Source organism: Sinorhizobium sp. CB7, assembly GCF_041357635.1.
Lineage (GTDB): Bacteria > Pseudomonadota > Alphaproteobacteria > Rhizobiales > Rhizobiaceae > Rhizobium.
On the sequence record NZ_JAULLL010000002.1, the window covers coordinates 294,956 to 319,262 of the forward strand.

21 protein-coding genes are annotated in these 24,307 nt (G+C 59.9%); 15 read left to right on the forward strand and 6 right to left on the reverse strand.

The genetic code is table 11. The features are described from left to right. Nucleotide 1: 1 nt before the first annotated feature. The 7 genes from AAE029_RS05575 (at nt 2) to AAE029_RS05605 (ending at nt 9,019) form a co-directional block, all read left to right on the forward strand. Nucleotides 2-1,087, forward strand: a complete 1,086-nt coding sequence (locus tag AAE029_RS05575) for an ABC transporter ATP-binding protein (RefSeq protein ID WP_371071809.1) — start codon at nt 2-4, stop codon at nt 1,085-1,087. A 127-nt stretch (nt 1,088-1,214) separates the two neighbouring features. Beyond that, nucleotides 1,215-3,677: a glycoside hydrolase family 2 protein gene (locus tag AAE029_RS05580; protein WP_371071810.1), complete on the forward strand. Its 2,463-nt coding sequence runs from the start codon at nt 1,215-1,217 to the stop codon at nt 3,675-3,677. A 41-nt stretch (nt 3,678-3,718) separates the two neighbouring features. Beyond that, nucleotides 3,719-4,480 carry a sugar phosphate isomerase/epimerase family protein gene (locus AAE029_RS05585; protein ID WP_371071811.1) on the forward strand — a complete coding sequence of 254 codons (762 nt, stop codon included), beginning with the start codon at nt 3,719-3,721 and terminating at the stop codon, nt 4,478-4,480. 12 nt (nt 4,481-4,492) lie between these two features. Continuing rightward, entirely contained in the window at nt 4,493-5,626 is a 1,134-nt protein-coding gene (locus AAE029_RS05590) for a Gfo/Idh/MocA family protein (RefSeq protein WP_371071812.1), read from the forward strand. A gap of 64 nt (nt 5,627-5,690) precedes the next feature. Then, complete coding sequence (mgrA, locus tag AAE029_RS05595; protein WP_371071813.1) at nt 5,691-6,725, forward strand: L-glyceraldehyde 3-phosphate reductase; 1,035 nt, start codon at nt 5,691-5,693, stop codon at nt 6,723-6,725. A gap of 169 nt (nt 6,726-6,894) precedes the next feature. After that, nucleotides 6,895-8,505, forward strand: a complete 1,611-nt coding sequence (locus AAE029_RS05600) for a glycoside hydrolase family 43 protein (RefSeq protein WP_371071814.1) — start codon at nt 6,895-6,897, stop codon at nt 8,503-8,505. A 196-nt stretch (nt 8,506-8,701) separates the two neighbouring features. After that, on the forward strand, nt 8,702-9,019 hold the full coding sequence (locus AAE029_RS05605) for an RcnB family protein (RefSeq protein ID WP_371071815.1): 318 nt from the start codon (nt 8,702-8,704) through the stop codon (nt 9,017-9,019). Nucleotides 9,020-9,118: 99 nt separating this feature from the next. Here the strand turns inward: AAE029_RS05605 and znuA are convergent, their stop codons facing one another. Beyond that, a complete protein-coding gene (znuA, locus tag AAE029_RS05610) occupies nt 9,119-10,084 on the reverse strand; it encodes a zinc ABC transporter substrate-binding protein ZnuA (RefSeq protein WP_371071816.1) in 966 nt (321 codons plus the stop codon). A gap of 101 nt (nt 10,085-10,185) precedes the next feature. Between znuA and AAE029_RS05615 the strand changes: the two genes are divergently transcribed. The 3 genes from AAE029_RS05615 to AAE029_RS05625 are packed head-to-tail and all read left to right on the forward strand — an operon-like array spanning nt 10,186 to nt 12,276. Continuing rightward, nucleotides 10,186-11,061, forward strand: a complete 876-nt coding sequence (locus AAE029_RS05615) for an ATP-binding cassette domain-containing protein (RefSeq protein WP_371071817.1) — start codon at nt 10,186-10,188, stop codon at nt 11,059-11,061. Beyond that, nucleotides 11,054-11,881, forward strand: coding sequence for a metal ABC transporter permease (locus tag AAE029_RS05620; RefSeq protein ID WP_371071818.1), 828 nt, complete (start codon nt 11,054-11,056; stop codon nt 11,879-11,881). The genes AAE029_RS05615 and AAE029_RS05620 overlap by 8 nt, the downstream gene beginning before the upstream one ends. Next, entirely contained in the window at nt 11,878-12,276 is a 399-nt protein-coding gene (locus AAE029_RS05625; RefSeq protein WP_371071819.1) for a Fur family transcriptional regulator, read from the forward strand. The genes AAE029_RS05620 and AAE029_RS05625 overlap by 4 nt, the downstream gene beginning before the upstream one ends. Nucleotides 12,277-12,319: 43 nt before the next feature. Here the strand turns inward: AAE029_RS05625 and AAE029_RS05630 are convergent, their stop codons facing one another. The 3 genes from AAE029_RS05630 to AAE029_RS05640 all read right to left on the reverse strand — a co-directional run bounded on the left by AAE029_RS05630 (nt 12,320) and on the right by AAE029_RS05640 (nt 14,987). Beyond that, nucleotides 12,320-12,850 (reverse strand): gamma carbonic anhydrase family protein, encoded by a 531-nt coding sequence (locus AAE029_RS05630; RefSeq protein ID WP_371071820.1) that lies wholly within the window; start codon nt 12,848-12,850, stop codon nt 12,320-12,322. Nucleotides 12,851-12,967: 117 nt separating this feature from the next. Next, nucleotides 12,968-13,666, reverse strand: coding sequence for a fumarylacetoacetate hydrolase family protein (locus AAE029_RS05635; protein ID WP_371071821.1), 699 nt, complete (start codon nt 13,664-13,666; stop codon nt 12,968-12,970). A 133-nt stretch (nt 13,667-13,799) separates the two neighbouring features. Continuing rightward, complete coding sequence (locus AAE029_RS05640; RefSeq protein ID WP_371071822.1) at nt 13,800-14,987, reverse strand: arabinose transporter; 1,188 nt, start codon at nt 14,985-14,987, stop codon at nt 13,800-13,802. Between the two features lie 205 nt (nt 14,988-15,192). On the opposite strand from AAE029_RS05640, the gene AAE029_RS05645 reads away from it, so the two are divergent. Together AAE029_RS05645 and dusA are read left to right on the forward strand one after the other, a co-directional pair. Beyond that, the gene (locus AAE029_RS05645; RefSeq protein WP_371071823.1) at nt 15,193-15,660 is read left to right on the forward strand and encodes a GNAT family N-acetyltransferase; all 468 of its coding nucleotides are present in this window, start codon (nt 15,193-15,195) and stop codon (nt 15,658-15,660) included. A 108-nt stretch (nt 15,661-15,768) separates the two neighbouring features. Next, nucleotides 15,769-16,770 carry a tRNA dihydrouridine(20/20a) synthase DusA gene (dusA, locus tag AAE029_RS05650; protein WP_371072105.1) on the forward strand — a complete coding sequence of 334 codons (1,002 nt, stop codon included), beginning with the start codon at nt 15,769-15,771 and terminating at the stop codon, nt 16,768-16,770. A gap of 105 nt (nt 16,771-16,875) precedes the next feature. Here the strand turns inward: dusA and AAE029_RS05655 are convergent, their stop codons facing one another. Next, nucleotides 16,876-17,088 carry a cold-shock protein gene (locus AAE029_RS05655; protein WP_371071824.1) on the reverse strand — a complete coding sequence of 71 codons (213 nt, stop codon included), beginning with the start codon at nt 17,086-17,088 and terminating at the stop codon, nt 16,876-16,878. Between the two features lie 587 nt (nt 17,089-17,675). Further along, on the reverse strand, nt 17,676-20,699 hold the full coding sequence (gene uvrB / locus AAE029_RS05660; protein WP_371071825.1) for an excinuclease ABC subunit UvrB: 3,024 nt from the start codon (nt 20,697-20,699) through the stop codon (nt 17,676-17,678). A gap of 229 nt (nt 20,700-20,928) precedes the next feature. Here uvrB and AAE029_RS05665 point away from each other — a divergent pair, with 229 nt between their 5' ends. From AAE029_RS05665 to AAE029_RS05675, 3 genes are all read left to right on the forward strand, one after another. Beyond that, nucleotides 20,929-22,179 (forward strand): MFS transporter, encoded by a 1,251-nt coding sequence (locus AAE029_RS05665; RefSeq protein WP_371071826.1) that lies wholly within the window; start codon nt 20,929-20,931, stop codon nt 22,177-22,179. A 128-nt stretch (nt 22,180-22,307) separates the two neighbouring features. Next, the gene (locus AAE029_RS05670) at nt 22,308-22,661 is read left to right on the forward strand and encodes a DMT family protein (protein ID WP_371071827.1); all 354 of its coding nucleotides are present in this window, start codon (nt 22,308-22,310) and stop codon (nt 22,659-22,661) included. A gap of 121 nt (nt 22,662-22,782) precedes the next feature. Further along, nucleotides 22,783-24,303, forward strand: coding sequence for a DUF1800 family protein (locus AAE029_RS05675; RefSeq protein WP_371071828.1), 1,521 nt, complete (start codon nt 22,783-22,785; stop codon nt 24,301-24,303). The last annotated feature ends 4 nt before the right edge of the window (nt 24,304-24,307 follow it).

Genomic DNA, 24,307 nt, shown 5'->3' on the forward strand with positions numbered 1-24,307 from the left:
AATGAATTCAAGCGTTTCCATCAAAGAGCTTTCGTTGAATTTCGGCTCGGTCAGCGTTCTCAAAGACCTCAATCTCGAAATCAACGACGGCGAATTCCTCGTTCTCCTCGGCTCCTCCGGCTGCGGCAAGTCCACCTTGCTGAACTGCATTGCCGGCCTGCTCGATGCGTCGGCCGGCCAGATCTTCATCAAGGGCAAGAACGTCACCTGGGAAGAGCCGAAGGACCGCGGCATCGGCATGGTGTTCCAGTCCTACGCGCTTTATCCGCAGATGAGCGTCGAGAAGAACCTATCCTTCGGCTTGCAGGTCGCCAAGGTGCCACAGAAGGAGATCGACAAGCGCGTTGCTCGCGCCGCCGAAATCCTGCAGATCCAGCCGCTGCTGAAGCGTAAGCCGGCTGAGCTTTCGGGCGGTCAGCGCCAGCGTGTCGCGATCGGCCGTGCCCTGGTGCGCGACGTTGATGTGTTCCTGTTCGACGAGCCGCTGTCGAACCTTGACGCAAAGCTGCGCTCGGAACTGCGCGTCGAAATCAAACGCCTGCACCAGTCGCTCAAGAACACGATGATCTACGTCACCCATGATCAGATCGAGGCGCTCACGCTCGCTGACCGCATCGCGATCATGAAGAGCGGCATCATCCAGCAGCTCGACGATCCGACGACGATCTACAACAAGCCGCGCAATCTCTTCGTGGCTGGCTTCATCGGATCGCCGTCCATGAACTTCCTGCGCGGCGAGATTACCAAGCAGGGCGAGCAGCTGTTCTTCACGGCCAATGGCGTGAACTTCTCTGTTGCCGACTATGACACCCCCGAAGCATTGCGGCCGGGCTCCAAGGTCATCCTCGGCGTTCGCCCGGAACATGTGAAGGTCAATGAGAATCTCGGCTCGGAAGTCCACGATGCGACCGTCGATATCGAGGAGCCGATGGGCGCCGACAATCTTCTGTGGCTGAAGCATGCCGGCCATACGCTGTCGGTACGCATCAACGGTGCGCGTCGCTTCAACCCCGGTTCGGCCGTCAAGCTCGGTTTCGACATGTCGCTGGCATCGATCTTTGATGCTGAAACCGAGCTTCGCATCTAGTTAGAATTCGCAATGCGGGTGGGGTCATCGGTTCCGCCCGTTCCTACAATCGGCCACCAGGCCATCAAGTTCGGCTGCGGCCTGCATGTGCGGGCGATCCCAAGCGCAGTCTGTTCGGGACAATGCCATGACATCCTTGCCGACAAACGGGTTCAGCCAAGACCTATCCGGATCCTGGAAGCTCACTTCAGCGGATGGCGAAGTCGCGACATCGATCAGGCTGCCGGGCGATGTGCACACGGCGCTGCATGCCGCCGAACTCATTCCGGATCCCTATTTCGGTCGCAACGAGGAAGTGGTGCAGTGGGTCGCGCATCGCGACTGGGTGCTCGAGCGCAGCTTCCGGCTCGATGACGCCGCAGGCGACTGGTATCTCGACATCGACTACCTTGATACCGTCGCAACGGTCTATGTGAACGGCATGCTGGCGCTTTCCGCCGACAATTGCTTCCGACGCTATCGCCCCGATATAACGAGCATGCTGAAGGAGGGCGACAACGTCATGCGCATCGTCCTGCATTCAAGCATTGCGGCCGGCGCAGACCGGCAGGTCAAGCAGCCTTTCTATATTCCTTATCATCCCGGTAATTCGCCGATCGCCAATGGCAATATGCTGCGCAAGCCTCAATGCCATTTCGGCTGGGACTGGAACATCGCTATCGCGCCGCTTGGTCTTTATGGAACGATCGCGCTGTGCAAGATGGAGACGGCGCGCATCGAGCAGGTGACGACCCGGCAGACGCATAATCTCAACGGCTCTGTTGAATTGCAGGTTACGGCGACGCTCTACGCCAAGGATCCGGGTATCGTGCCGGTGCATTTCTCGCTGGACGGTGAGCGCGTCCGGCTGGACGTCGGCGTGGGCGCTGGCGAAACGGTGATCAATCACGTCTTCCAGATCGACAAGGCGCGCCTTTGGTGGCCTGCCGGCAGTGGCAAGCAGGCGCTTTACACGCTGATCGTCGACCTGCCGTCGGATACAGTCAGTAAACAGATTGGCCTTCGCACCGTCGAACTCATTACCACGCCGGATGCTGCGGGCAGTCGCTTTGCGTTTAAAGTCAATGGACGCGAGATCTTCTGCCGCGGCGCCAACTGGATTCCGGCTGATGCGCTCTTCTCGCTTTCCAGCCCGGCCAAGACCGAGGACCTGCTGCAATCGGCCAAGGCCGCCAATATGAACATGATCCGCGTCTGGGGTGGCGGCTTCTACGAGCAGGACTGGTTCTACGATCTCTGTGACCGGCTCGGCCTGATGGTCTGGCAGGATTTCATGTTCGCCTGCAATCTCTATCCTTCGACCACAGACTTCCTCGACAATGTCGCGATCGAGGTCGATTACCAGGTGCGCCGTCTTTCCTCGCATCCTTCGATCGCGCTCTGGTGCGGGGACAACGAACTGGTCGGTGCGCTCACCTGGTTTGACGAATCGCGCAAGGATCGCGATCGCTATCTTGTCTCCTACGATCGCCTGAACCGGACGATCGAACAGGCGGTGAAGAAGGCGGCGCCCGGCGCCATCTGGTGGCCGTCGAGCCCGGCTTCCGGTTATCTCGATTTTGGTGACGCCTGGCATGCGGACGGGTCCGGGGACATGCACTACTGGTCGGTATGGCACGAGAACAAGTCCTTCGACAATTACCGCTCCGTCCGCCCGCGCTTCTGTTCGGAATTCGGCTTCCAGTCCTATACGTCGCTGCCGGTCATCAAGACCTATGCCGACCCCAAGGATATGAATATCGCGTCTCCCGTCATGGAGCTGCACCAGAAGAATGCCGGCGGCAACGAGCGCATCGCCGGTACCATGTTCCGTTACTTCCGCTTCCCCAAGGATTTTCCGAATTTCGTCTATCTGAGCCAGATCCAGCAGGGTCTCGCGATCAAGACGGCGGTCGAATACTGGCGCTCACTGAAGCCACATTGCATGGGCACGATCTATTGGCAGCTCAACGATACATGGCCCGTCGCCTCCTGGTCGAGCCTTGACTATGGCGGCCGCTGGAAGGCCATGCACTATCTGGTGCGCCGCTTCTTCCAGCCGGTTGCGGTCGCTGCCATTCCGTCGGATGACAACCGGACAGTGCGCTTTTCATTGGTCAACGACACCCTCGAGGAAATCAGCGTCGATCTCAATATCTCGATCCTGACGATGAAGGGCGAGCGCAGGCATCTGAGGAACGTGCAGGCGGTCTGCTCTCCGGATGCAGCCGTGACGGCGCTTTCTGTCGATGCGGCCGATATACCGGAAGGCGCCTTGCTTGCCTGGCACTTCACGGCGTCGAACGGCATGGGCGGGGAGGGCCACTATGTGCATAGCACCTACAAGGCTCTGGAACTGGAACCGTCCGGACTGAGCGTCACGCACGAATATGTCGAGGAAAACGGCAGCATCGACATCACGGTGATGGCCAAGGGACTTGCGCTCTTCGTGATGATCGAAACCGATACGGACGGAAAATATTCCGACAATGCCTTCGATCTCGCAGCGGGCGAAAGCCGCCGCATCGTCTTTACCCCGGCGACGCCGCTTGCGGGCGCGCGGCCGGATTTCCGCTTCTACGACCTGCAGTCCAGCCAGTCGGTCGACTGAGCTCACATCGAGAGGGGCACCCCAGCCCAAGGAGGAATATCGTGACGAAACTTGGTTTTCAGCTTTACAGCGCTCGCAATTTCCCGCCGTTTTCAGAGGTCTTCATCAAGGTCGCTAAAGCCGGGTACAAAGAAGTCGAAGGCTATGGCGCCATGTACGCCGAACTGGACGAGGCAGGACTGAAGAGCCTGCGCACCGAGCTCGACCGCAACGGCCTGACCATGCCAACAGGACATTTCAGCATCGACATGCTCGAAGGAGAACCGAATCGCGCGCTGAGGATCGCCAAGGTGCTTGGCGTTGAGGCGATCTATGCCCCGTTCTTAATGCCGGACCAGCGTCCGAAGACCGCCGAGGGATGGCATGATTTCGGCGTACGCCTGCAAAAGATCAGCAAGCCCTATAAGGATTCGGGTTACGATTTCGGCTGGCACAATCACGACTTCGAGTTCGTGACACTGGAAGACGGTTCACGGCCGATCGAGCAGATCTTCACGGGCGGGCCGGAGCTTTCCTGGGAGGCGGATATCGCGTGGGTGGTGCGGGGCGGCGCCGATCCTTTCGAATGGATCGAGAAGTTCGGGCACCGCATCACGGCCGTCCATGTGAAAGATATCGCGCCGGGCGGCGAGGCAATTAGCGAAGGCGGCTGGGCGGATGTCGGCCACGGCACCCTCGACTGGGCCAAGCTGATGCCGCTTTTGAGGGCGACGAAGGCAAAGCATTACGTCGTCGAACATGACAACCCGAGCGATCTTGACCGAGTCATCACCCGGTCCATCGCTTCTTTCAAGACCTATTGATCGAGGCATAATATGACCAAGGAACTTGGCGTCGGCATCATCGGATGCGGCAATATCTCCACCACCTATTTTTCGCTGGCGCCGCTCTTCAAGGGCCTGAAGGTGCTCGCCTGCGCCGACATCAACATGAATGCGGCGGAACTGCGCGCCGAGGAATACGGCGTCAAAGCGCAGACGATCGACGATCTGCTGGCCAATGACGAGCTTGACGTTATCGTCAACCTGACGATTCCCGATGCGCATTTTGCGGTTTCCAAACAGATCCTTGAGGCCGGCAAGCACGTCTATTCCGAAAAGCCGCTGGTGCTTTCGCTGGAACAGGGCGAGGTTCTGCGCCGCATCGCCAGGGAAAAGAACCTGGCCGTCGGCTGCGCACCGGATACGTTTCTCGGCGGCGCCCATCAGCTCGCCCGCAAATATGTGGACGAAGGCGGTATCGGCCGCATCACCTCAGGTGCCTGCTATGTCATGGGGCCGGGGATGGAGATGTGGCATCCGAACCCGGATTTCTTCTTCTTGCCGGGTGGCGGTCCGATCCTCGACATGGGCCCCTATTACATCGCCAACCTCATCAACCTCGTCGGGCCGGTCAAGCGTGTCGGCGCGCTTACTTCGATGGCGCGGACGACCCGCACCATCACCAGCCAGCCACGCAAGGGCGAAGTCATCCCGGTGAAGACGCCAACGACGATCCAGGCACTGCTGGAATTCGTCAGCGGCGCAACCATAACGCTGACGGCCAGCTGGGATGTCTGGTCGCATCGTCACGCCAATATGGAGCTTTATGGCACTGATGGCTCGCTCTATGTTCCGGATCCGAACTTCTTCGGCGGCGTGGTCGAGGCAAGCGGTTCGAACAAGGACATCCAGCCGCTCGAGGCGTGGGATCATCCCTTTGGCATCTTCAACCAGGAAAGCCCGCAGGGCCCCCGCGCCAACTATCGCACGGCAGGGCTTGCCGACATGGCGATGTCCCTGATCGAGGGACGCGATGCCCGCTGCTCGCTGGACAGGACCCTGCACGGCGTCGATGTGATGACGTCGATCCTGAAATCCGGGGCGGAGGGACGTTTCATCGAGCTCTCGACGACCTGCACCCAGCCGGCAGCCCTTGGCATCGAGGAGGCGCAGGCGCTCTTGAAGTAAGCCGCCAACACCCTATTGTCGGCGCGGGAATTTCCCGCGCCGTTTTCCTGAAAGGATTGAGATTATGAGCTGGCAACCGGCCGAAGACCGATATTCCAAGATGAAATATAATTATTGCGGACGGACAGGGCTGAAGCTGCCCGCCATCTCGCTTGGCCTGTGGCACAATTTCGGCGGCGACACGCCCCATGAGACCAAGCGAGCGATCTGTCAGAAAGCGTTCGATCTTGGCGTCACCCATTTCGACCTCGCCAACAATTACGGTCCACCGCCCGGAAGCGCCGAAACCGCGTTCGGCGAGATCCTGCGCACGGACTTCGCGAGCCTGCGCGACGAACTCATCATCTCGTCCAAAGCCGGCTATCTCATGTGGCCAGGCCCATACGGCGAGTGGGGTAGCCGGAAATATGTGATTGCCTCCTGCGACCAAAGCCTGAAGCGCATGGGTCTCGACTATGTCGACATCTTCTACTCCCACCGCTTCGATCCCAACACACCGCTCGAGGAGACCTGTGGGGCGCTCGATCATATCGTCCGGTCGGGCAGGGCGCTCTATGTGGGCATCTCCTCTTATAATTCACAGCGCACGCGCGAAGCGGTGACCATCCTCAAGCAGCTCGGAACACCCTGCATCATCCACCAGCCCAGCTACTCGATGATCAACCGCTGGATCGAGGAAGACGGGCTGGTCGACACGCTGGAGGAGCTCGGCATCGGCTCCATTGTCTTCTCGCCGCTTGCGCAAGGCATGCTGACCTCGAAATATCTGAAGGGTATTCCGGACGAGAGCCGCGCGGCGCAGCAGAAGTCGCTGAACCCGGCCTTCCTCAACGAAAAGAACCTTGCGAACATCCGCGCCCTCAACGCCATCGCCGAAAAGCGCGGCCAGACCCTGGCGCAGATGGCCATCGCATGGGTCCTGCGCGGCGGACGCATCACCTCGGCGCTCATCGGCGCCAGCCGCCCGAGCCAGGTTGAAGATTGCGTCAAGGCGCTCGAACACCTCGCATTCACGGTTGAGGAACTGGCCGAGATCGATTCCTATGCGCGCGAAGCGGATATTAATCTCTGGGCCAAATCGGCCGAGCGGGCGAAATAAAGCGGCCGCCGCCCGGCAATTTCCGGGCGGCGCCTTCGATCCTGCAGTGCCGTGCGTCTTACAAGACGCAAAGGTCGCTGTAATACTTTGAATTGCTGCATGGTTTTATCTTTAAACCGGTTCCGATTTAGGGAACCATGCAGGGCCACACACGGAGGAGACGGCTTCCATGATCCGCAACCCTATCCTGCCGGGATTCAATCCCGACCCGTCCATTTGCCGCGTCGGTGAGGATTACTATATCGCCACCTCCACCTTCGAATGGTACCCGGGCGTTCAGATCCACCATTCGCGCGATCTGGTAAACTGGACGCTGGTGCGGCGGCCGCTCGAACGCAAATCGCAGCTCGACATGCGCGGCAATCCGGACAGCTGCGGCGTCTGGGCGCCATGCCTTTCCTATGCCGATGGACTCTTCTGGCTGGTCTATACCGACGTCAAGCGCTTAGACGGCAATTTCAAGGATGCGCATAACTACATCGTCACCTCACCGACGATCGAGGGTGCGTGGTCGGATCCGATCTATGTCAACTCGTCGGGCTTCGATCCGTCGCTCTTCCATGACGACGACGGTCGCAAGTGGTTCGTCAACATGCAGTGGAACCACCGAACGGAAAGCTATGGCGGAGCACCGAAGTCGCCCGCCTTCGACGGTATTCTCCTGCAGGAGTGGGATTCGCAGTCGAAGGCGCTGAAGGGCCCGATCAAGAACATTTTCGCGGGCAGTTCACTCGGCCTGGTCGAAGGCCCGCACCTCTTCAAGCGCAACGGCTGGTACTACCTGACAACCGCCGAGGGCGGCACCGGATACAGTCATGCGGTGACCATGGCGCGGTCGCGCACGATCGACGGCCCTTACGAGATGCATCCGAATACACATCTCATCACATCGAAAGATCATCCGGAAGCAGTCCTGCAGCGGGCAGGGCACGGCCAATATGTCGAGACCCCCGACGGCCAGGCCTACCATACGCATCTCTGCGGACGGCCATTGCCGCCAAAGCGGCGGTGCACGCTCGGCCGCGAGACGGCATTGCAGAAATGCGTCTGGAGGGAGGACGGCTGGCTCTATCTCGAAAACGGCACGGCCGTACCCGATGTCGAGGTTCCGGCCCCGAGTGGCGCCACTCTCCGTCAAAAGCCGATGCGCTCCGGGTATAATTTCGACGGCGCCGATCTGCCTTCCGATTTCCAGTGGCTTCGCTCCCCACAGCCGGAGCGGCTTTTCAGCCTGACGGAGCGACCGGGCCATCTGCGGCTGTTCGGTCGTGAGAGCATCGGCTCCTGGTTCGAGCAGGCGCTGGTAGCCCGCCGACAGGAGCATCACAGCTTCCGCGCCGAGACGGTCGTGGAGTTCCAGCCGGATACCTATCAGCAGGTTGCCGGCCTGACCCATTACTACAACAGGCACAAGTTTCATGCCGTCGCGGTGACGCTGCACGAGACCCTAGGTCGCTGCGTCACGATCCTGTCCTGCAATGGCGACTATCCGAACAGCCGCCTCAGCTATCCAGCCGAAAGCGGTATTGCGGTTCCTGATGGCCGTGTCCAGCTTTCCATGGAAATTCGCGACAACGACCTGCAATTCTTCTGGCAAACGGAAGGCAAGGGGGCCTGGCAGCCGATTGGACCCGTCCTGGATGCAGGTGTCGTGTCGGACGAAGGCGGCCGCGGCGAGCACGGGTCCTTTACCGGTGCTTTTGCCGGCGTCTTCGCCTTCGACAGCTCCGGACGAGGACGGGGAGCCGACTTCGACTGGTTCAATTATGATGAGCTTTGAAGGGTCGGCCAGGGGAATTTGTCAGCGGCTGGATTGACAAATCACTCGCCGCAAGCGCATTGACAGAAAGTAAGAACGCTTATGAGTTCTTTCTTATAAGTCATGGTTTTCATTACGAAAGTTTAATTTAAATTTCAGATTTGGTTCATCTTTGCGGACCTAGATTGCGGGCGTGTTCAACACAGGAACCCCCAAAATGAAAAAGCTCTTTGCCGCTCTTCTTTCCGCCTCTTTCATGATTTCCCCGATGGTCTTTTCCTCCGAGGCCAATGCCGCGCCTGAGCGTCATGTCATCGTCGAAAAGCACGTAACAAAGAAGGTCGTCGTCAAGCCGCGTTGGGCCAGGGGACACCGCATGACTCCCGCCGAACGTCGCCGCATGATGGCTATCCGCGACTATCGCCGTTATCACCTGTCGGCTCCGCCGCGCGGCTATCACTGGGTTAAAGTCGACAATGACTATCTGCTCGTCGGCATCACCAGCGGCATCATTTCAAACTTTATTACGCGCTGAGCGCACCGAATCAAACAAACAGGGCGGCCTTTGTGCCGCCCTTTCTTTTTTGAGACTTCGTCTCGGCGGACTCGCAATCCGCCTCCTCTATACTGGCGTTCAGCTACTGCGCGACAAGCAATCCTTCACGGAATTGGCGATGCCGCGCATGAGATCGAAATAAAGATCCGGGCCTTCCTTCAGTGTAGCGGCTTCCGGATCGAGAACGCCGGACTTTGCCTGCGTCCCTTCGATCACGACATCGATCAGCCGTGGCTCGAACTGCGGCTCGGCGAAAACGCAGGTTGCTCCGAGGTCGGTAACCTTCCGGTGGATCTCCGCGATGCGCTCGGCGCCCGGAATGGTCTCCGGGCTGACGGTGATTGATCCGGCGACATGGACGCCGTAGCGATTTTCGAAATACTGATAGGCATCGTGAAAGACGATGAAGGGCTTGTCCTTCACAGGCGTTATGGTGCTCGCGATTTCCTTGTCGAGGGCGTCGAGCCGATCATCCAGCGCTTTCGCGTTGGCCTGGTAGGTCAGGGCATTGGCGGGATCTGCCGCCACCAGCGAGGTGGTGATCTCTGCCGCCATCGCCTTGGCGTTCATCGGATCGAGCCAAAGATGGGTGTCGTAGCCGTGGTGGCGATCCTCTTCATGGTCATGCGCCTCAGCAGCGTGATCATGATCACCTTTATCCTCGTCACTATGAGCCTCGAAAGGGCCTCCCTCGCGGAAGCCGAGCTTCTTCAGACCCGGCGCGTCCTCGAGCGCCACGACCGTCGCATCGGAACCGAGGGCCTCCAGAGGCTTTTCGAGAAAGGCTTCCAGGCCGGGACCAACCCAGAAAACGACATTTGCCTTTTCCAGGGTGCTCGCATTGGAAGGCTTCAGATTATAGGTATGCGGCGAGGCGGCGCCTTCGACGATCAGTTTCGGTTTGCCGACGCCCTCCATGATGGAGGCGACCAGCGAATGAATCGGTTTTACCGAGGCGACGACCAGAGGTGTATCGGCCGCTGACGCCGATCCTGCAAGGAGCAGGACTGTCGCTGCGAGGAGGCTGCTCTTGGGCGCATTCATTCAGGGTCTCCGCTTGATTCAGATCTGTTATGTTATTACATCAATTGCGTAATGCTATAACGTGTGCGATAGCAGGACGCAACAGTACCTAAGTGGAAAATATGCCCTCTTCCGGAAATGCCCCAACGCAGACACTGGTCTCGCTTTCTAATGCAGGTAGCAGGCGTGGCGATCGCTGGCTGGTACGCGGCGTGGATTTTTCCGTCAGCAGAGGTGAGATCGTCACGCTGATCGGCCCGAACGGTTCCGGCAAGTCAACGAGCGCCAAGCTTGCGATCGGCGTGCTGAAGCCCGATGAGGGCAGCGTGGAGCGAATGCGCGGTCTCACCGTCGGTTACGTCCCACAGAAGCTTTCGATCGACTGGACGCTGCCTCTGACGGTTCGGCGTCTGATGACGTTGACCGGGCCACTGCCTGAGCGTGAACTGAAGGCGGCTCTCGAAGCGGCCGGCGTCGCGCATATGGAGAAGGCCGAGGTGCAGCATCTATCGGGTGGGGAATTCCAGCGCGTGCTGCTTGCCCGGGCGATTGCCCGCAAACCGGATCTGCTGGTGCTTGATGAGCCGGTCCAAGGGGTCGATTTCACCGGCGAAATTGCGCTTTACGACCTCATTAAGCAGATCCGCAATTCCACCGGCTGCGGCATCCTGCTGATCTCCCACGATCTGCATGTCGTCATGGCCGCGACCGACACCGTGATCTGCCTGAACGGGCATGTCTGCTGCCGCGGCACACCCCAATCCGTCAGCCGCAGCCCCGAATATGTCCGGTTGTTCGGAACGCGGGCGGCTCAGGCTCTAGCTGTCTATAGTCATCATCACGATCATACGCACCTGGCGGACGGCCGCGTGCTGCATTCGGACGGCTCCATCACGGATCATTGCCATCCCGAAGACGGACATCACGACCACGCACACGATCACCATACGCATGATCATGATCAGCATCGGCATCCGGCGGGAGAACGCCATGCTTGACGACTTTTTCACGCGCGCTCTGATCGCTGGTATCGGCCTGGCCTTGACCACCGGTCCGCTCGGCTGCTTCATCGTCTGGCGGCGCATGGCCTATTTCGGCGATACGATCGCCCATTCGGCGCTGCTTGGCGTCGCCCTGTCGCTGCTCTTCGAATTGAACCTGATCCTGGCTGTCTTCGTCGTTGCCGCGACAGTCTCGGTCCTGTTGCTGCTGCTGCAGAAGCGTCAGGCACTCTCCGCCGATGCGCTCCTCGGCATTCTATCGCATGCCACGCTTGCGATCGGCCTGGTCATGGTCGCCTTCATGACCTGGGTCCGCATCGATCTCATTGCTTTCCTGTTCGGCGATATCCTCGCCGTCACGCCGACCGATATCGCGCTCATCTGGGGCGGCGGCATCCTAGTGATCCTGGCTCTCGTCTGGCTCTGGCGACCGCTGCTCGCCTCGACGGTCAATATGGAGCTCGCCGAAGCGGAGGGGCTGCGGCCGGAGCGGGCGCGTCTCTTATTCATGCTGCTGATGGCCGCCGTCATCGCGATCGCCATGAAGATCGTCGGCATCATGCTGATCACGTCACTCCTCATCATCCCCGCCGCGACGGCCCGTCGGTTTTCGTCGACGCCGGAGATCATGGCCGTCCTCGCTTCGCTGATCGGGGCCGCTGCTGTCGTCGGCGGGCTATTCGGCTCCCTTCACTACGATACGCCATCAGGCCCTTCCATTGTGGTAGCCGCCCTGGCGCTCTTCATCGTCAGCCTGCTTCCGCTGTCGCGCCGGACCGGCGCCCTGACGGCAAACCAGCAAGGACAACGTCCATGAGCACACCGCAAATGACCAAGAACCAGGCGCTTGTTTTTGATGTCCTGTCGCGCGCCGACGGGCCGCTCAGCGCTTACACCATTCTCGACAGGCTTCGCGACCAAGGTTTTCGAGCGCCGCTACAGGTCTATCGGGCGCTGGAAAAGCTGCTTGAATATGGCGTGGTGCACCGGCTCGAGAGCATCAATTCCTTCGTCGCCTGCGCCCATCCCGGCGAGAATTGCCACAGCCATGGCATAGTCGCCTTCGCGATCTGCGAGAGCTGTGGGCAAGTCATCGAATTCCAAGACCATGAAGTCGATCACCGCCTGATGAACTGGGTTCGCGGCCAGAAATTCAAGCCGGAAAAGACGACAATCGAAATCCGTGGCCAATGCGCCGCTTGCGCGGCCTGAAAAATCAAGGGCGTGCCTTGCGCGTTCGCTCGAACGCGCTGCTTCAGTCTATGCGCTTCAAGTCACGGGCGAAGCGCTGCCAGTTAGCGACATATTTCTCAGCCGAGCGCCGCAATCCCTCAACCGCCGCATCTTCCAGAGTGCGAACCACGCGGGCAGGGGAGCCCACGATCAGGGAATTGTCCGGGAATGTCTTGCCTTCGGTGATGAGGGCGTTCGCGCCGACCAGGCAATTCTTGCCGATCTTCGCGCCGTTGAGGATGGTTGCTCCCATACCGACCAGAGAATTGTCGCCGATCGTGCAGCCATGGATGACGGCATGATGGCCGATGGTGCAGCCTTCGCCGATAGTCGCCGGATGGCCAGGATCAGTATGCACCATGGCGTTTTCCTGGATATTCGTGCCCTTGCGGATAATGATCGGTTCGTTGTCGCCGCGCAACACAGCACCGAACCAGATGCCAACCTCCTCCGCGATTTCCACCCGACCGATGACATGGGCGTCCGGCGCGATCCAGAAAAGACCGGCGGCGGGCGTCTTCGGCTGCAGATCTGCCAGAGCGTAGAGCGGCATTCGAAATCCTCCTCGTTGGAGCTGTTCAGCCTTTCATGGAATCGCAGAACCGCTCTACCTTTTTGTCTTTATGCAATTCCGGACGGAAAGCCGCTTCGCACTTTTCCTGGAATTGCTCTAGATCACCGACAGCGACAGCGTTGCGATGCCCTCGACGCCGCAGGAAATGCGGTCGCCCTTCTGCACGGCGCCGACGCCGGCCGGGGTTCCCGTCATGATGATGTCGCCAGGCGCCAGAACAAAGAGTTTGGAAAGCTCGGCAATGATTTCCGGCGTCTTCCATATCATCTGAGCGAGATCGCCATCCTGCATACGCTTGCCGTTGAGCTCGAGCCAGACTTTACCCTTTCCCGGATGAGCAAGGCGGCTCGCCGGTACGATCGCCGAAACCGGCGCGGACGCTTCGAAGGCCTTGGCGACCTCCCAAGGCCTGCCGGCTTTCTTGGCCTCGCCCTGCAGATCGCGGCGGGTGAAATCGATACCGACGCCATAGCCATAGATGCAGTCGAGCGCGCGGTCGACCGGGATATCCGCGCCGCCGGATTTCAGCGCGATGATGCATTCGACCTCGTGATGCACATCGGAGGAAAGCGGCGGGTAGGGGAAATCCTTGCCCGGCGGCAGCAGGTTGTCCGGGTTCTTCTGAAAGAAGAATGGCGGTTCACGGTTCGGATCATGTCCCATCTCGATTGCGTGATCGGCATAGTTGCGCCCGACGCAGTAGACGCGGCGAACCGGAAAGCTCTCCGCAGCACCTTCGATCGGAAGCAGGACAGGGGCAGGGAGCGGGATGATGGTCGCGGGCGATTCGGACATGGGGAGACTCTTCAAGGAAATGGAGGGAGCCTTTTGTCTCGCAAATCAGGTGCCAAGACCAGCACTAATTTGCAGGTTGGACAAACTGGAAAGCAAGATGGCCGCCCGGCGAATGACGAACGACCATGTGCCTTCAGCAAGCCGCGACAGCCTGCCTTCTGCAAAGCACGATAGCGATCAAGAAGCCGAACGCTGCTGTCGTGCTCCCGACGAGAAAGACGCTCTCATATCCCGCTCGGTCAGCCAGAATTCCAGCCAACGGTCCAGTCAGCCCATAGGCGACATCCTGGAACGCCGAGAAGCCACCAAGTGCCGTCCCGCGCAGATGAGGGGCGACGAGATGGACGACCTCGCGGCCCATGGCCGGGAAAATCATCGAGCAGCCCAATCCCGTCATGAACGCGCCGATCAGAGCAAGATAGGGGTCAGTGGCGCTCCAGATCAGGAATTGACCTACCGCTTCGACCGCTAATGACACCACAGCCACGATGAGGCCGCCGAAGCGATCCGGCAGGTGGCCAAAGAGTATTCGCACCGAAACAAATCCGAGGCCGAACGCGGTCAGGCCAAGCCCGGCAAAGCCCCAGTCCTGGTCACGAAAGTAGAGCGTGAAGAACGACCCGATTGCTGCAAATCCCATTCCTTGGAGGCAGACGATCAAGCCGTGAGGCCATATCCTGCCGATCACGGCCCACAGCGGCGGGCGCTCCCCGCCAGGATGGGCCAGAACTGTGGGTATGGTCCGAATCGCCAGCAATCCGAGCAAGGGAAGGATCGCACTGATCGCCATCGTCCCGGCAAAGCCAAGACGATCAAGCAAGAGGAGGCCGATCGGTCCGCCAAAGGCAAGTGCACCGTAGATTGCTGCGCCGATCAGTGCGAGGACCTTGCCGGAACGCGACGGCCCGACAACACCAATACCCCATGCTATCACGCCGACCGCAACCAGACTTTCCCCGAATCCGAGAAGCAGCCGTCCGGCGATGAGGGTGATGAATGCCGTTATAGGTACGTTCGCCGCAAGGCCGGAGACCAGCGACACGAGCGCCCCAAGGACATACAGAGCAAGACCGCGTTGCACCGCAACCTTGGCTCCCCGGCCATCCGAAAGACCGCCGGCATAGCCTCGGCTAACGATGGTCGCGAGAAAGGCAATGCCAACGCCGAAACCAGCCCAGCCGTTGCCGAAACCAAGCGTCGCTGTCACATAAATCGGGACGATCGGCAGCGAAATTGCAACACAGAGATAGGAGATGAAGAGGATTGCGGTCAGCAGAAGAAGGCGGCCCTGCTGAGGATCGCGCGTAAATAGGAAAGCCATGACGTGCTCCTGGCTGTTCCTCGTCCGACGGGCACAAAAAAACGCACTCCGACCGACGAGGATCGATAAGTGCGTTGCTTGACGTCAAACGCTTACGGCCAGCGGGCTGGCATGAGCGTGACGTAATGAATTACAAAGCAGGTGTCAACATGGAGCGGTCTTACTCGTGCTCCTCAGAAAGCCAGTCCCTGCTATATATTGATGCATGATTACTCGCGAACCCAGACAACAAGATGCCGATTGGATTGCTAAACTCCTTGCAGAGCGATGGGGCGGCACGACCATCGTCGCTCACGGGGAAGTATTTGACCTGCTGAGCCTTCCAGCTCTTGTGGCTGAACCCGATCAGGGACTCGCTACGTATCGGTTGCGAGGGGACGATGCAGAACTGATGTCGCTGGACGCTGTGTGCCCCGGTCAGGGAGTAGGAACTGTATTGATAGAAGCTTTAGCCGATATGTTGCGGCGTCGAGGAATTTGCGACCTTTGGGTCATGACGACGAACGATAATCTCACCGCATTGCGTTTCTACCAGCGCCGAGGCTTCGAACTACGGCGGATTCGACCTGGAGCAGTAGATGAGGCGCGGCTGCTGAAGCCGTCTATTCCAAAGATCGGTGATGATGGGATTCCCATCAGGGATGAAATTGATTTGTGCCGTCGGCTTCTCTGAATGCTCCAATAGGGCAATGTCATTATTTGGAAGCCTCCGCAAACTGGCAATCCCGGTGATTTTGCTGTAGAGGGCGGGCAGAAAGGTTTGCCGATGTATGCCGATGCCCTGAAAGAAGGCCGCAAGATCTTTGCCGTGGCCCCCATGATCGATTGGACGGATCGTCACTGCCGCTATCTGCACCGGCAGATCAGCCGTCAGGCGCTGCTCTATACCGAAATGGTGGTAGCGGACGCAATCATTCATGGTCCGCGGGATCGCTTGCTTGCGCATGATGCGGCCGAGCATCCCGTTGCCCTGCAGCTCGGGGGATCGGATCCGGCGAAGCTTGCCGTGGCAGTCAGGATCGCGGAGCCTTACGGCTATGATGAGATCAATCTCAATGTCGGCTGCCCGTCGGACCGCGTCCAATCCGGGACGTTCGGCGCTTGCTTAATGCTGGAGCCACAGACTGTTGCCGCGAGTATCGCGGCGATGAAGGCGGTGGCCAAAGTGCCGGTGACGGTGAAGTGCCGGATCGGGGTCGACGAGCAGGAGCCGGAATCGGCTTTGCCGGAGTTGATTACCCGCGTGCTCGATGCCGGCGCGGATGCGATCTGGATCCATGCGCGCAAGGCCTGGCTGAAGGGCTTGTCGCCGAAGGAGAACCGCGAGATTCCGCCGCTCGATTACGAGATCGTCTATCGCATGAAGCAGCGCTGGCCGGAGGTTTTCATCGGCATCAACGGCGGCATTCAGACGCTGGATGAGGCGGAGGCCCATCTTGCCCATGTCGACGGCGCCATGCTCGGCCGTGCCGCCTACCAGAACGCGGCAATCCTTGCGAATGTCGACCGCCGTTTCTACGGCGCGCCGGCTACCGAACCGGACTGGACGCAGCTTCAAGACAGGATGATTGCCTATGCAGCCCATCATATCGTGGCCGGCGGACGCTTGCAGCATGTGGCGCGCCACATGGTCGGCCTCTTCAGCGGCCTGCCTGGCGCGCGACGCTACCGTCAGATCCTTTCGACCGATGCCACCCGGAACGGGGCAGGGCCGGAGGTAATTGCCGCCGCCTTCGCTGCGGTGGATTTCTCGGCCGACGAAAAGCAAGCGATCAGCGCGTAGCATCGGCCTCCGGTCTTCTGGGATCGACACGGGAAAGCGCGATAGCGCAATGAAAAACGGCGCCCCTCGCGGGACGCCGTTCGAAACTTTCCGTCGGAAACCAGCTTATGCAGCGCGGATGTTGACGGCCTTCGGGCCCTTGCCCATGCGATCCGGCTCGGTGTCGAAGGTTACCTGCTGGCCTTCGCGCAGCGTCTGGAGACCGGCAGCCTGCAGAGCGGAGATGTGGACGAAAACGTCCTTTGCACCGCCGTCCGGCGTGATGAAACCAAAACCCTTGTCCTGGTTGAAGAATTTTACGATGCCTTTGGTGGCCATGGGAGAAGTCCTTTTCCCTTTATAAGTTGATATCCACACCCTCGAAAGGAGGCGGACGCTTTTCCTTCCCCCCGGCAGGGCGGAAAGGTCAGTCGAGACGTCACGTACGGGGAAAGAACATCTACGCGCGTGGGATGCTACCCCACCGCCATCCAATCATTGGATGGCATTACCACATCAGTCCAGTCACCGGCATGCAAATGCCCGAGCGGCGCCGTTGGTGCCAGTATTCGGGACAAAAGGCAAGCGGCATTATTGTGGCATAAAGTTGACCATGACGGGAATCCTCAAAAATTCAGGGACTTGATGAATTGTAACCAAGGCCTAATAAAGGCGTCTCAATTTCGGATTCCGTATCGGAGTGGGATTGGACTTCGGCGTGCGCCCGGTGGATTTCGGCTGGCTGTTGTCGGGTACGGCGCTATATGGAGCTCGCCGCTTCGGGCGGTGCGGCCCAAGCATGAGCGACCGCGGGTGAACTGTCAGCAAACAAATGTACGGACCGCAAGGACCTTCATGTATGGAATCCATTGAATGGCATAACTATTTGTAATGTTATGCCTTTATGCAATCGAACGCAGAACTGCTCAGTGGCCGGGTCTGCCGGTCTTTCCCTTTGTCCGTTTCTTACGTTGCCGCTCATCCACGGGATCCTCATAGGAGCCTACGCCGGGTCTACCACGGATGACCGGACCGTCATTCGTATCCTCCGGCGAGCCAAACCGCTTCGTGGCTTTTGATGCATCCGGCTTCTCCGGCACCTTGCCACTCACCGGTTTTTCGGTCCGGCCGACGGTCATTTCGTCGAGGGTATTGCGACGGAAAAGGGAGCGCGAAGAATCCACCTCATCCGCCCTTCGGGCGCCTTCTCCCCGCCGGGGAGAAGGGGTCGCGACGTCGCGGCCCATTTCGTCAAGCTCAGGCTTGCGGAAGAGAGGACGTGCGGTGTCGGTGCCAGGACCCATGTCATCGAGGGAGGGCTTGGCGAAGTAGGAAGCCTGTCCTTCATCCGCACCTTTCTGTGAACGCGAAGAAGAAGAGGTGCCACCGCCGCGCCTGCTCTCCACGGACCTTGCTTCCTCTCGCGCCATCGGATCGTCCATGACAGCCAATTCCGCGGCCTTCAGGCGCTTGATCTCGTCACGCAGGCGCGCGGCCGTCTCGAAGTCGAGATCGGCGGCGGCATCGCGCATCTGTTTTTCGAGCGCATTGAGATGGGCCTGCAGATTGTTGCCGACGAGGTGGCCGCCTTCCGCAAAGCCCTTGCCTGTGACACCGGAGATGTCGGCCCGGACGTGATCCTTCTCGTAGACCGAGTCGAGGATGTCGGAGATCTTGGCCTTCACCGATTCCGGCGTAATGCCATTCTCCAGATTATAGGCCATCTGTTTTTCGCGACGACGCCCCGTCTCTTCCATGGCGCGGGCCATGGAGCCGGTGACGGTGTCGGCGTAGAGGATGACCTTGCCATCAACGTTTCGGGCGGCGCGGCCGATTGTCTGGATCAGCGAGGTTTCCGAGCGCAGGAAACCTTCCTTGTCAGCGTCGAGGATGGCGACGAAGCCGCACTCGGGGATGTCGAGACCTTCGCGCAGCAGGTTGATGCCGACCAGCACGTCGAAGGCGCCGAGGCGAAGATCGCGGATGATCTCGATGCGCTCCAGTGTGTCGATATCCGAGTGCATGTAGCGGACGCGCACGCCCTGTTCGTGCAGATATTCGGTGAGGTCTTCGGCCATGCGCTTGGTCAGAACAGTGCAGAGGGTGCGGTAGCCCTTGGCCGCCGTCTCGCGAATCTCGCCAAGCACGTCGTCGACCTGGGAGCGGGCGGAGCGGACTTCCACCGGCGGATCGATCAGGCCGGTCGGACGAATCACCTGTTCGGCGAAGACGCCGCCGGACTGTTCCAATTCCCAGCCGCCAGGCGTGGCAGAAACGGCGATCGTGTCCGGGCGCATGGCGTCCCATTCCTCGAATCGCAGGGGGCGGTTGTCCATGCAGGAGGGGAGGCGGAAGCCGTATTCGGCGAGCGTCGCCTTGCGACGGAAGTCGCCGCGATACATGCCGCCGATCTGCGGTACGGTGACATGGCTCTCATCAATGAAGATGATGGCGTTGTCGGGAATGTATTCAAAGAGCGTCGGCGGCGGTTCGCCGGGGTTGCGGCCGGTGAGATAGCGCGAATAATTCTCGATGCCCTGGCAGGAGCCGGTGGCTTCGAGCATCTCGAGATCATAACGGGTACGCTGCTCCAGACGCTGAGCTTCCAGCAGGCGGCCTGCCTTTTCCAGTTCGACAAGACGGAACTTCAACTCCTCCTTGATCGCCTTGATGGCGCCGTTCAGTGTCGGGCGCGGGGTGACATAGTGCGAATTGGCATAGATCTTGACCGAGCGCAGGTCGCCGGTCTTCTGGCCGGTCAGCGGATCGAATTCGGTGATGGCGTCGATCTCGTCACCAAACATCGAGATGCGCCAGGCGGCATCCTCGAGGTGGGCGGGGAAGATTTCGATCGTGTCGCCGCGGACGCGGAAGGAGCCGCGGATAAAATCCATGTCACGACGCTTGTACTGTTGTGCGACGAGGTCGGCCAGCAGCTGGCGCTGGTCGAGCCGATCGCCGACCGACATCTGGAAGGTCATCGCGGTGTAGGTTTCGACCGAACCGATACCATAAATGCAGGAGACAGAGGCGACGATGATGCAGTCGTCACGTTCGAGCAGGGATCGCGTCGCCGAGTGGCGCATGCGGTCGATCTGCTCGTTGATCGAGGATTCCTTCTCGATATAGGTGTCCGAGCGCGGGACGTACGCCTCCGGCTGGTAGTAGTCGTAGTAAGAGACGAAATACTCGACCGCGTTGTCGGGAAAGAAGTTCTTGAACTCGGAATACAGCTGCGCGGCGAGCGTCTTGTTCGGAGCCAGGATAACGGCGGGACGTTGGGTCGCTTCGATCACCTTGGCCATGGTGAAGGTCTTGCCCGAGCCGGTGACGCCGAGCAGGACCTGCGAGCGTTCGCCATCCTGCAATCCCTCGACGAGATCCTTGATCGCGGTAGGCTGGTCGCCGGCCGGCTGGTAATCCGAGGCCATGCGAATGGTGATGCCGCCTTCCGATTTTTCCGGGCGGGCGGGGCGGTGCGGCGTCCAAATCTTGCCGTTCTTGTGCAGCGGATTGCCGGATTCGATCAGCTTTGAAAGAGCTTCGACCGTTGCGGTGACGCCGCCGGGAGAGATCCTGTCTGCATCCTCCAGCGCGATATCGAGGCCTGCGACCGGATTGAGACCGGCGGCGGCGCGTGTCTTCGGATCGGTCGAGCCGCCCATCGAGACGCCGCGTGCCGTCTTGCCCGCGGTCATTTCCACCTTCTTGCGGTGCTTGCCGGCCTTTGACGCGATCTGGCGCTGGGTCTCGACGCCGGAAGCTTCGGCGTCGGCCTCGAGCTGTTTCACCCAATCGGCAACGGAACCGGACAATTTTGTGTCCGCGACTCGCTGATCCTTCTCGCTGCGCTCTAAGGGCGTCCCGGAATAGGGCTCGCCTTCAAACGACGATTGCGGAGCTTCCTCGAAACCATTCGGGGCAGGGGATTTTTTCGGAGATTTGGCCATGGGCGGAATATGGAGATAAACCCGACGAAAGGGAAGGGGTTAAGAGTACAAAAGGGAAACGAAATAGTCACTGCGCGATCACGCATATTGTGATGGAACGGCAACGGCGATGCCAGCGTTCTGAACAGGTTGCATCCGCAACCTCAAACCTGCCCGCTCCGGGCTTACTCTCTCCGACGGCATCCGGAATTGCCCGCCTCGCCGCCGCCATTCGGACGGAGGAAATATAATGTCCGCATTGGATAGTCTGCGGTCGCTGACACCGCAGCAGCGCCATACCGTCATCGCCAGCTATCTCGGCTGGACGCTCGACGCCTTCGACTTCTTCATTCTCGTTTTCGTTCTCAAATATATCGCCGAGGAGTTCCATACCGACGTTCCGACCGTCTCGACGGCAATCTTCCTGACGCTCGCCATGCGGGCGCTCGGCGCGCTCGTTTTCGGACTGGCGGCGGACAGATACGGGCGGCGAGTGACGCTGATGGCGAATGTGCTGCTTTATTCGCTGTTCGAATTCCTCACGGGCTTTTCGACCGGGCTCAGCATGTTCCTCGTGCTACGCGCACTCTACGGCATCGCCATGGGCGGCGAATGGGGCGTCGGCGCCTCGCTGACGATGGAGACAGTGCCGGAGGAATCACGCGGTATCGTCTCAGGCATATTGCAGGCGGGTTATCCGTCCGGCTACCTGATTGCCTCGATCGTGTTCTTCCTGCTGTTTCCGATCATCGGCTGGCGCGGCATGTTCTTCTTCGGCGCATTACCGGCACTGCTGGTGCTGTATATCCGCAGCAATGTCCAGGAATCGCCCGTCTTCCTGAAACGCCAGGCCGAGGGGGGTCGTCCGTTCCTGGCGGTCCTGAGAGAGAATATTCCGCTGTTCATCTGGGCCGTGCTGCTGATGACCGCCTTCAACTTCTTCAGCCACGGCACGCAAGACATCTATCCCACCTTCCTGGAAACCCAACGCAACTATTCGAGCTACACGGTCGGCGCGATTGCAATCGTCTACAATATCGGCGCAATCGTGGGTGGTCTTGCCTTTGGCGCCCTCTCGCAGCGGATCGGGCGGCGCAGGGCGATTGTCATCGCCTCGGTGCTGGCGATACCCGTGGCGCCGCTCTGGGCCTATGCGCCGGGACCGGTGCTGCTCGCAATCGGCGCCTTCCTGATGCAGTTCTTCGTGCAGGGCGCCTGGGGCATCATACCGGTGCATCTGAACGAGCTGTCACCGGATGAGGTGCGCGGGACCTTCCCGGGTTTTGCGTACCAGCTCGGAAACCTGCTGGCTTCGGGCAATGCGACGTTGCAGGCTGGGCTTGCCGCCCGCTGGAACGGCGACTACGCCTTCGCGCTGCTGATCGTCGCCATCGTCGTGGCGATCGTGGTGGCACTGCTTTCCGGTTTCGGTTTCGAGAAGAAGAACGTCCGCTTCGGCACGAAGGAGGCGGAAGAGCCGCGGGGGGCGATGCGAATCTGACGAGCTTGACTAGAGATAATGGCTGGGAAGACGGCCGGCGGAGGGTTCCCTCCGTCGGCTTTTATGCGCATTGATCATCACCGCGACACGCCCCATGGTGCGCCGATCAATTTTCACAGGATTCGTTCATGCCGTTCACGCTAAGCCCTGCCGCCGTCTGGCCGGTCATCATGCTCTTCGCCTCCAATATCTTCATGACCTTCGCCTGGTATGGGCATCTGAAGCACAAGAGTACCGCCATCTTCATCGCCATCGTCTCGAGCTGGGCAATCGCCTTCTTCGAATATTGCCTGGCGGTGCCGGCCAACCGGATCGGTTCGGCGGTCTATACGACGGCGCAGTTGAAGACGATGCAGGAGGTGATCACACTGATCGTCTTTTCCGGCTTTTCGGTCTTCATCCTTGAGGAAAGTCTGACCTGGAACCATGCGATCGGCTTCGCCCTGATCGCACTCGGCGCATCCTTTGTGTTCCGGGGATGATGCTGGAAGGATAGCCTTTCATTACATTTCATCCATGTCTGGAAACGGCCGCATTTTATCTCCAATCGAGACTCATCCTGCGGACCCCTTGTCACCAGTTTGTGATTTCAGGTGATCCGCGATGAGTCTTTCCTTTTCTACCATGGCCGCCATCCGCTTCGGCTATGGCTTCCGCCCCGGAGAAACGCCGCCGGGAAGCAAAGACGAGCTGCTCAACCAGGTCAGGGTCGGTGCCGGTGCCGCGCCTTCCTTTCCGGTCGGCGGCATCAACCGGCGGCACCAGCAGCTTCTCGAGCAACAGCAACGGCTGAAAGATATTCGCAATCTCGATGACCAGGCAAAGCGAGATGCACGCAAGGTCATCCAAAGACAGTCGCAGGAGCTGTTGCGGCGCGATGCCGATGCACGCCTGATGCAGGCAGCGCTGTCACCGAACGGCTTCTACGAGCGGCTGGCGACCTTCTGGACCAATCATTTTTCCACCAGCACCAGCAAGAGCCTGCCGATGCGGCTGCTGGTGCCGCTCTATGAAGCGGAGGCGGTCCGGCCGCATATCGGCGGCTCCTTCCGGGATCTCCTGCGCAGTGCAACCGAGCATCCGGCCATGCTGATCTATCTCGATCAGGCACTATCGCAAGGACCGGATTCGCCCAACGGCATGAAGCGCAAGAAGGGGCTGAATGAGAATCTTGGGCGGGAGCTGCTCGAACTGCATACGCTCGGCGCCGGCAGCGGCTATACGCAGGCGGACGTACGTTCGGCGGCAATGGTGCTCACGGGCCTGACGATCGATCGCAGCTCGATGGAAACCACCTTTCGGCCGGGCCTTGCCGAGCCGGGCGAGCACGATGTCCTTGGCGTCAGCTATGGCGGTCAGCGGCGGACTCCCGGAGACAATCTGGCCCTGCTGGACGATCTCGCAGCCAACCCGAAGACCGCGCAGCATGTCAGCCGCAAGCTCGCCGTGCATTTCATCTCCGACCAGCCGCCTCAGGAACTGGTGGAGGCCATGGCTGAGGCCTGGAAGAAGACTGACGGCAATCTGATGGCCGTCTACGGCGCAATGCTTGATCATCCGGACGCCTGGCGTAACGAAGGAGCCAAGGCCCGCCAGCCTTTCGACTATATCGTGACGGGGCTGCGGGCGCTGAATACCGGTGATGACGACGGCAATGTCGGCCGTTTCCTGGAAGCCAATGAGGATACCGACGATGGCGACATGATCGGCCAAGACATGTCCGTCGGTGAAAAAGCAACGGAAAACATGAACGGCACCGAACCGGTTCCAATGGATACGAACGACGCCGCGGATATAAAGCGTCGAAAGGCATTCCGGGCGGCGCGGGCGTTGGGCGCGGGTGCGCTGCGGCGCATGGGGCAGCCGATATGGCAGCCGCCAAGCCCGGCAGGCTTCGAGGAGGGTTTTGACGCCTGGATTACCGCGAGCCAGCTTGCGGAGCGGCTTGCCTGGGCGCGGCGCGCCTCGGCGCAATTCGGGGCACAACAGGATCCTCGCCAATTCCTGAAGGCGACGCTCGCGGATGCGGCGCGCGACGACACGATCCGCGTGGTCTCGCAGGCGCCGGACAGGACCAGCGGACTGACGCTCGTACTCGCATCTCCCGAATTCAACCGGCGATAGGACA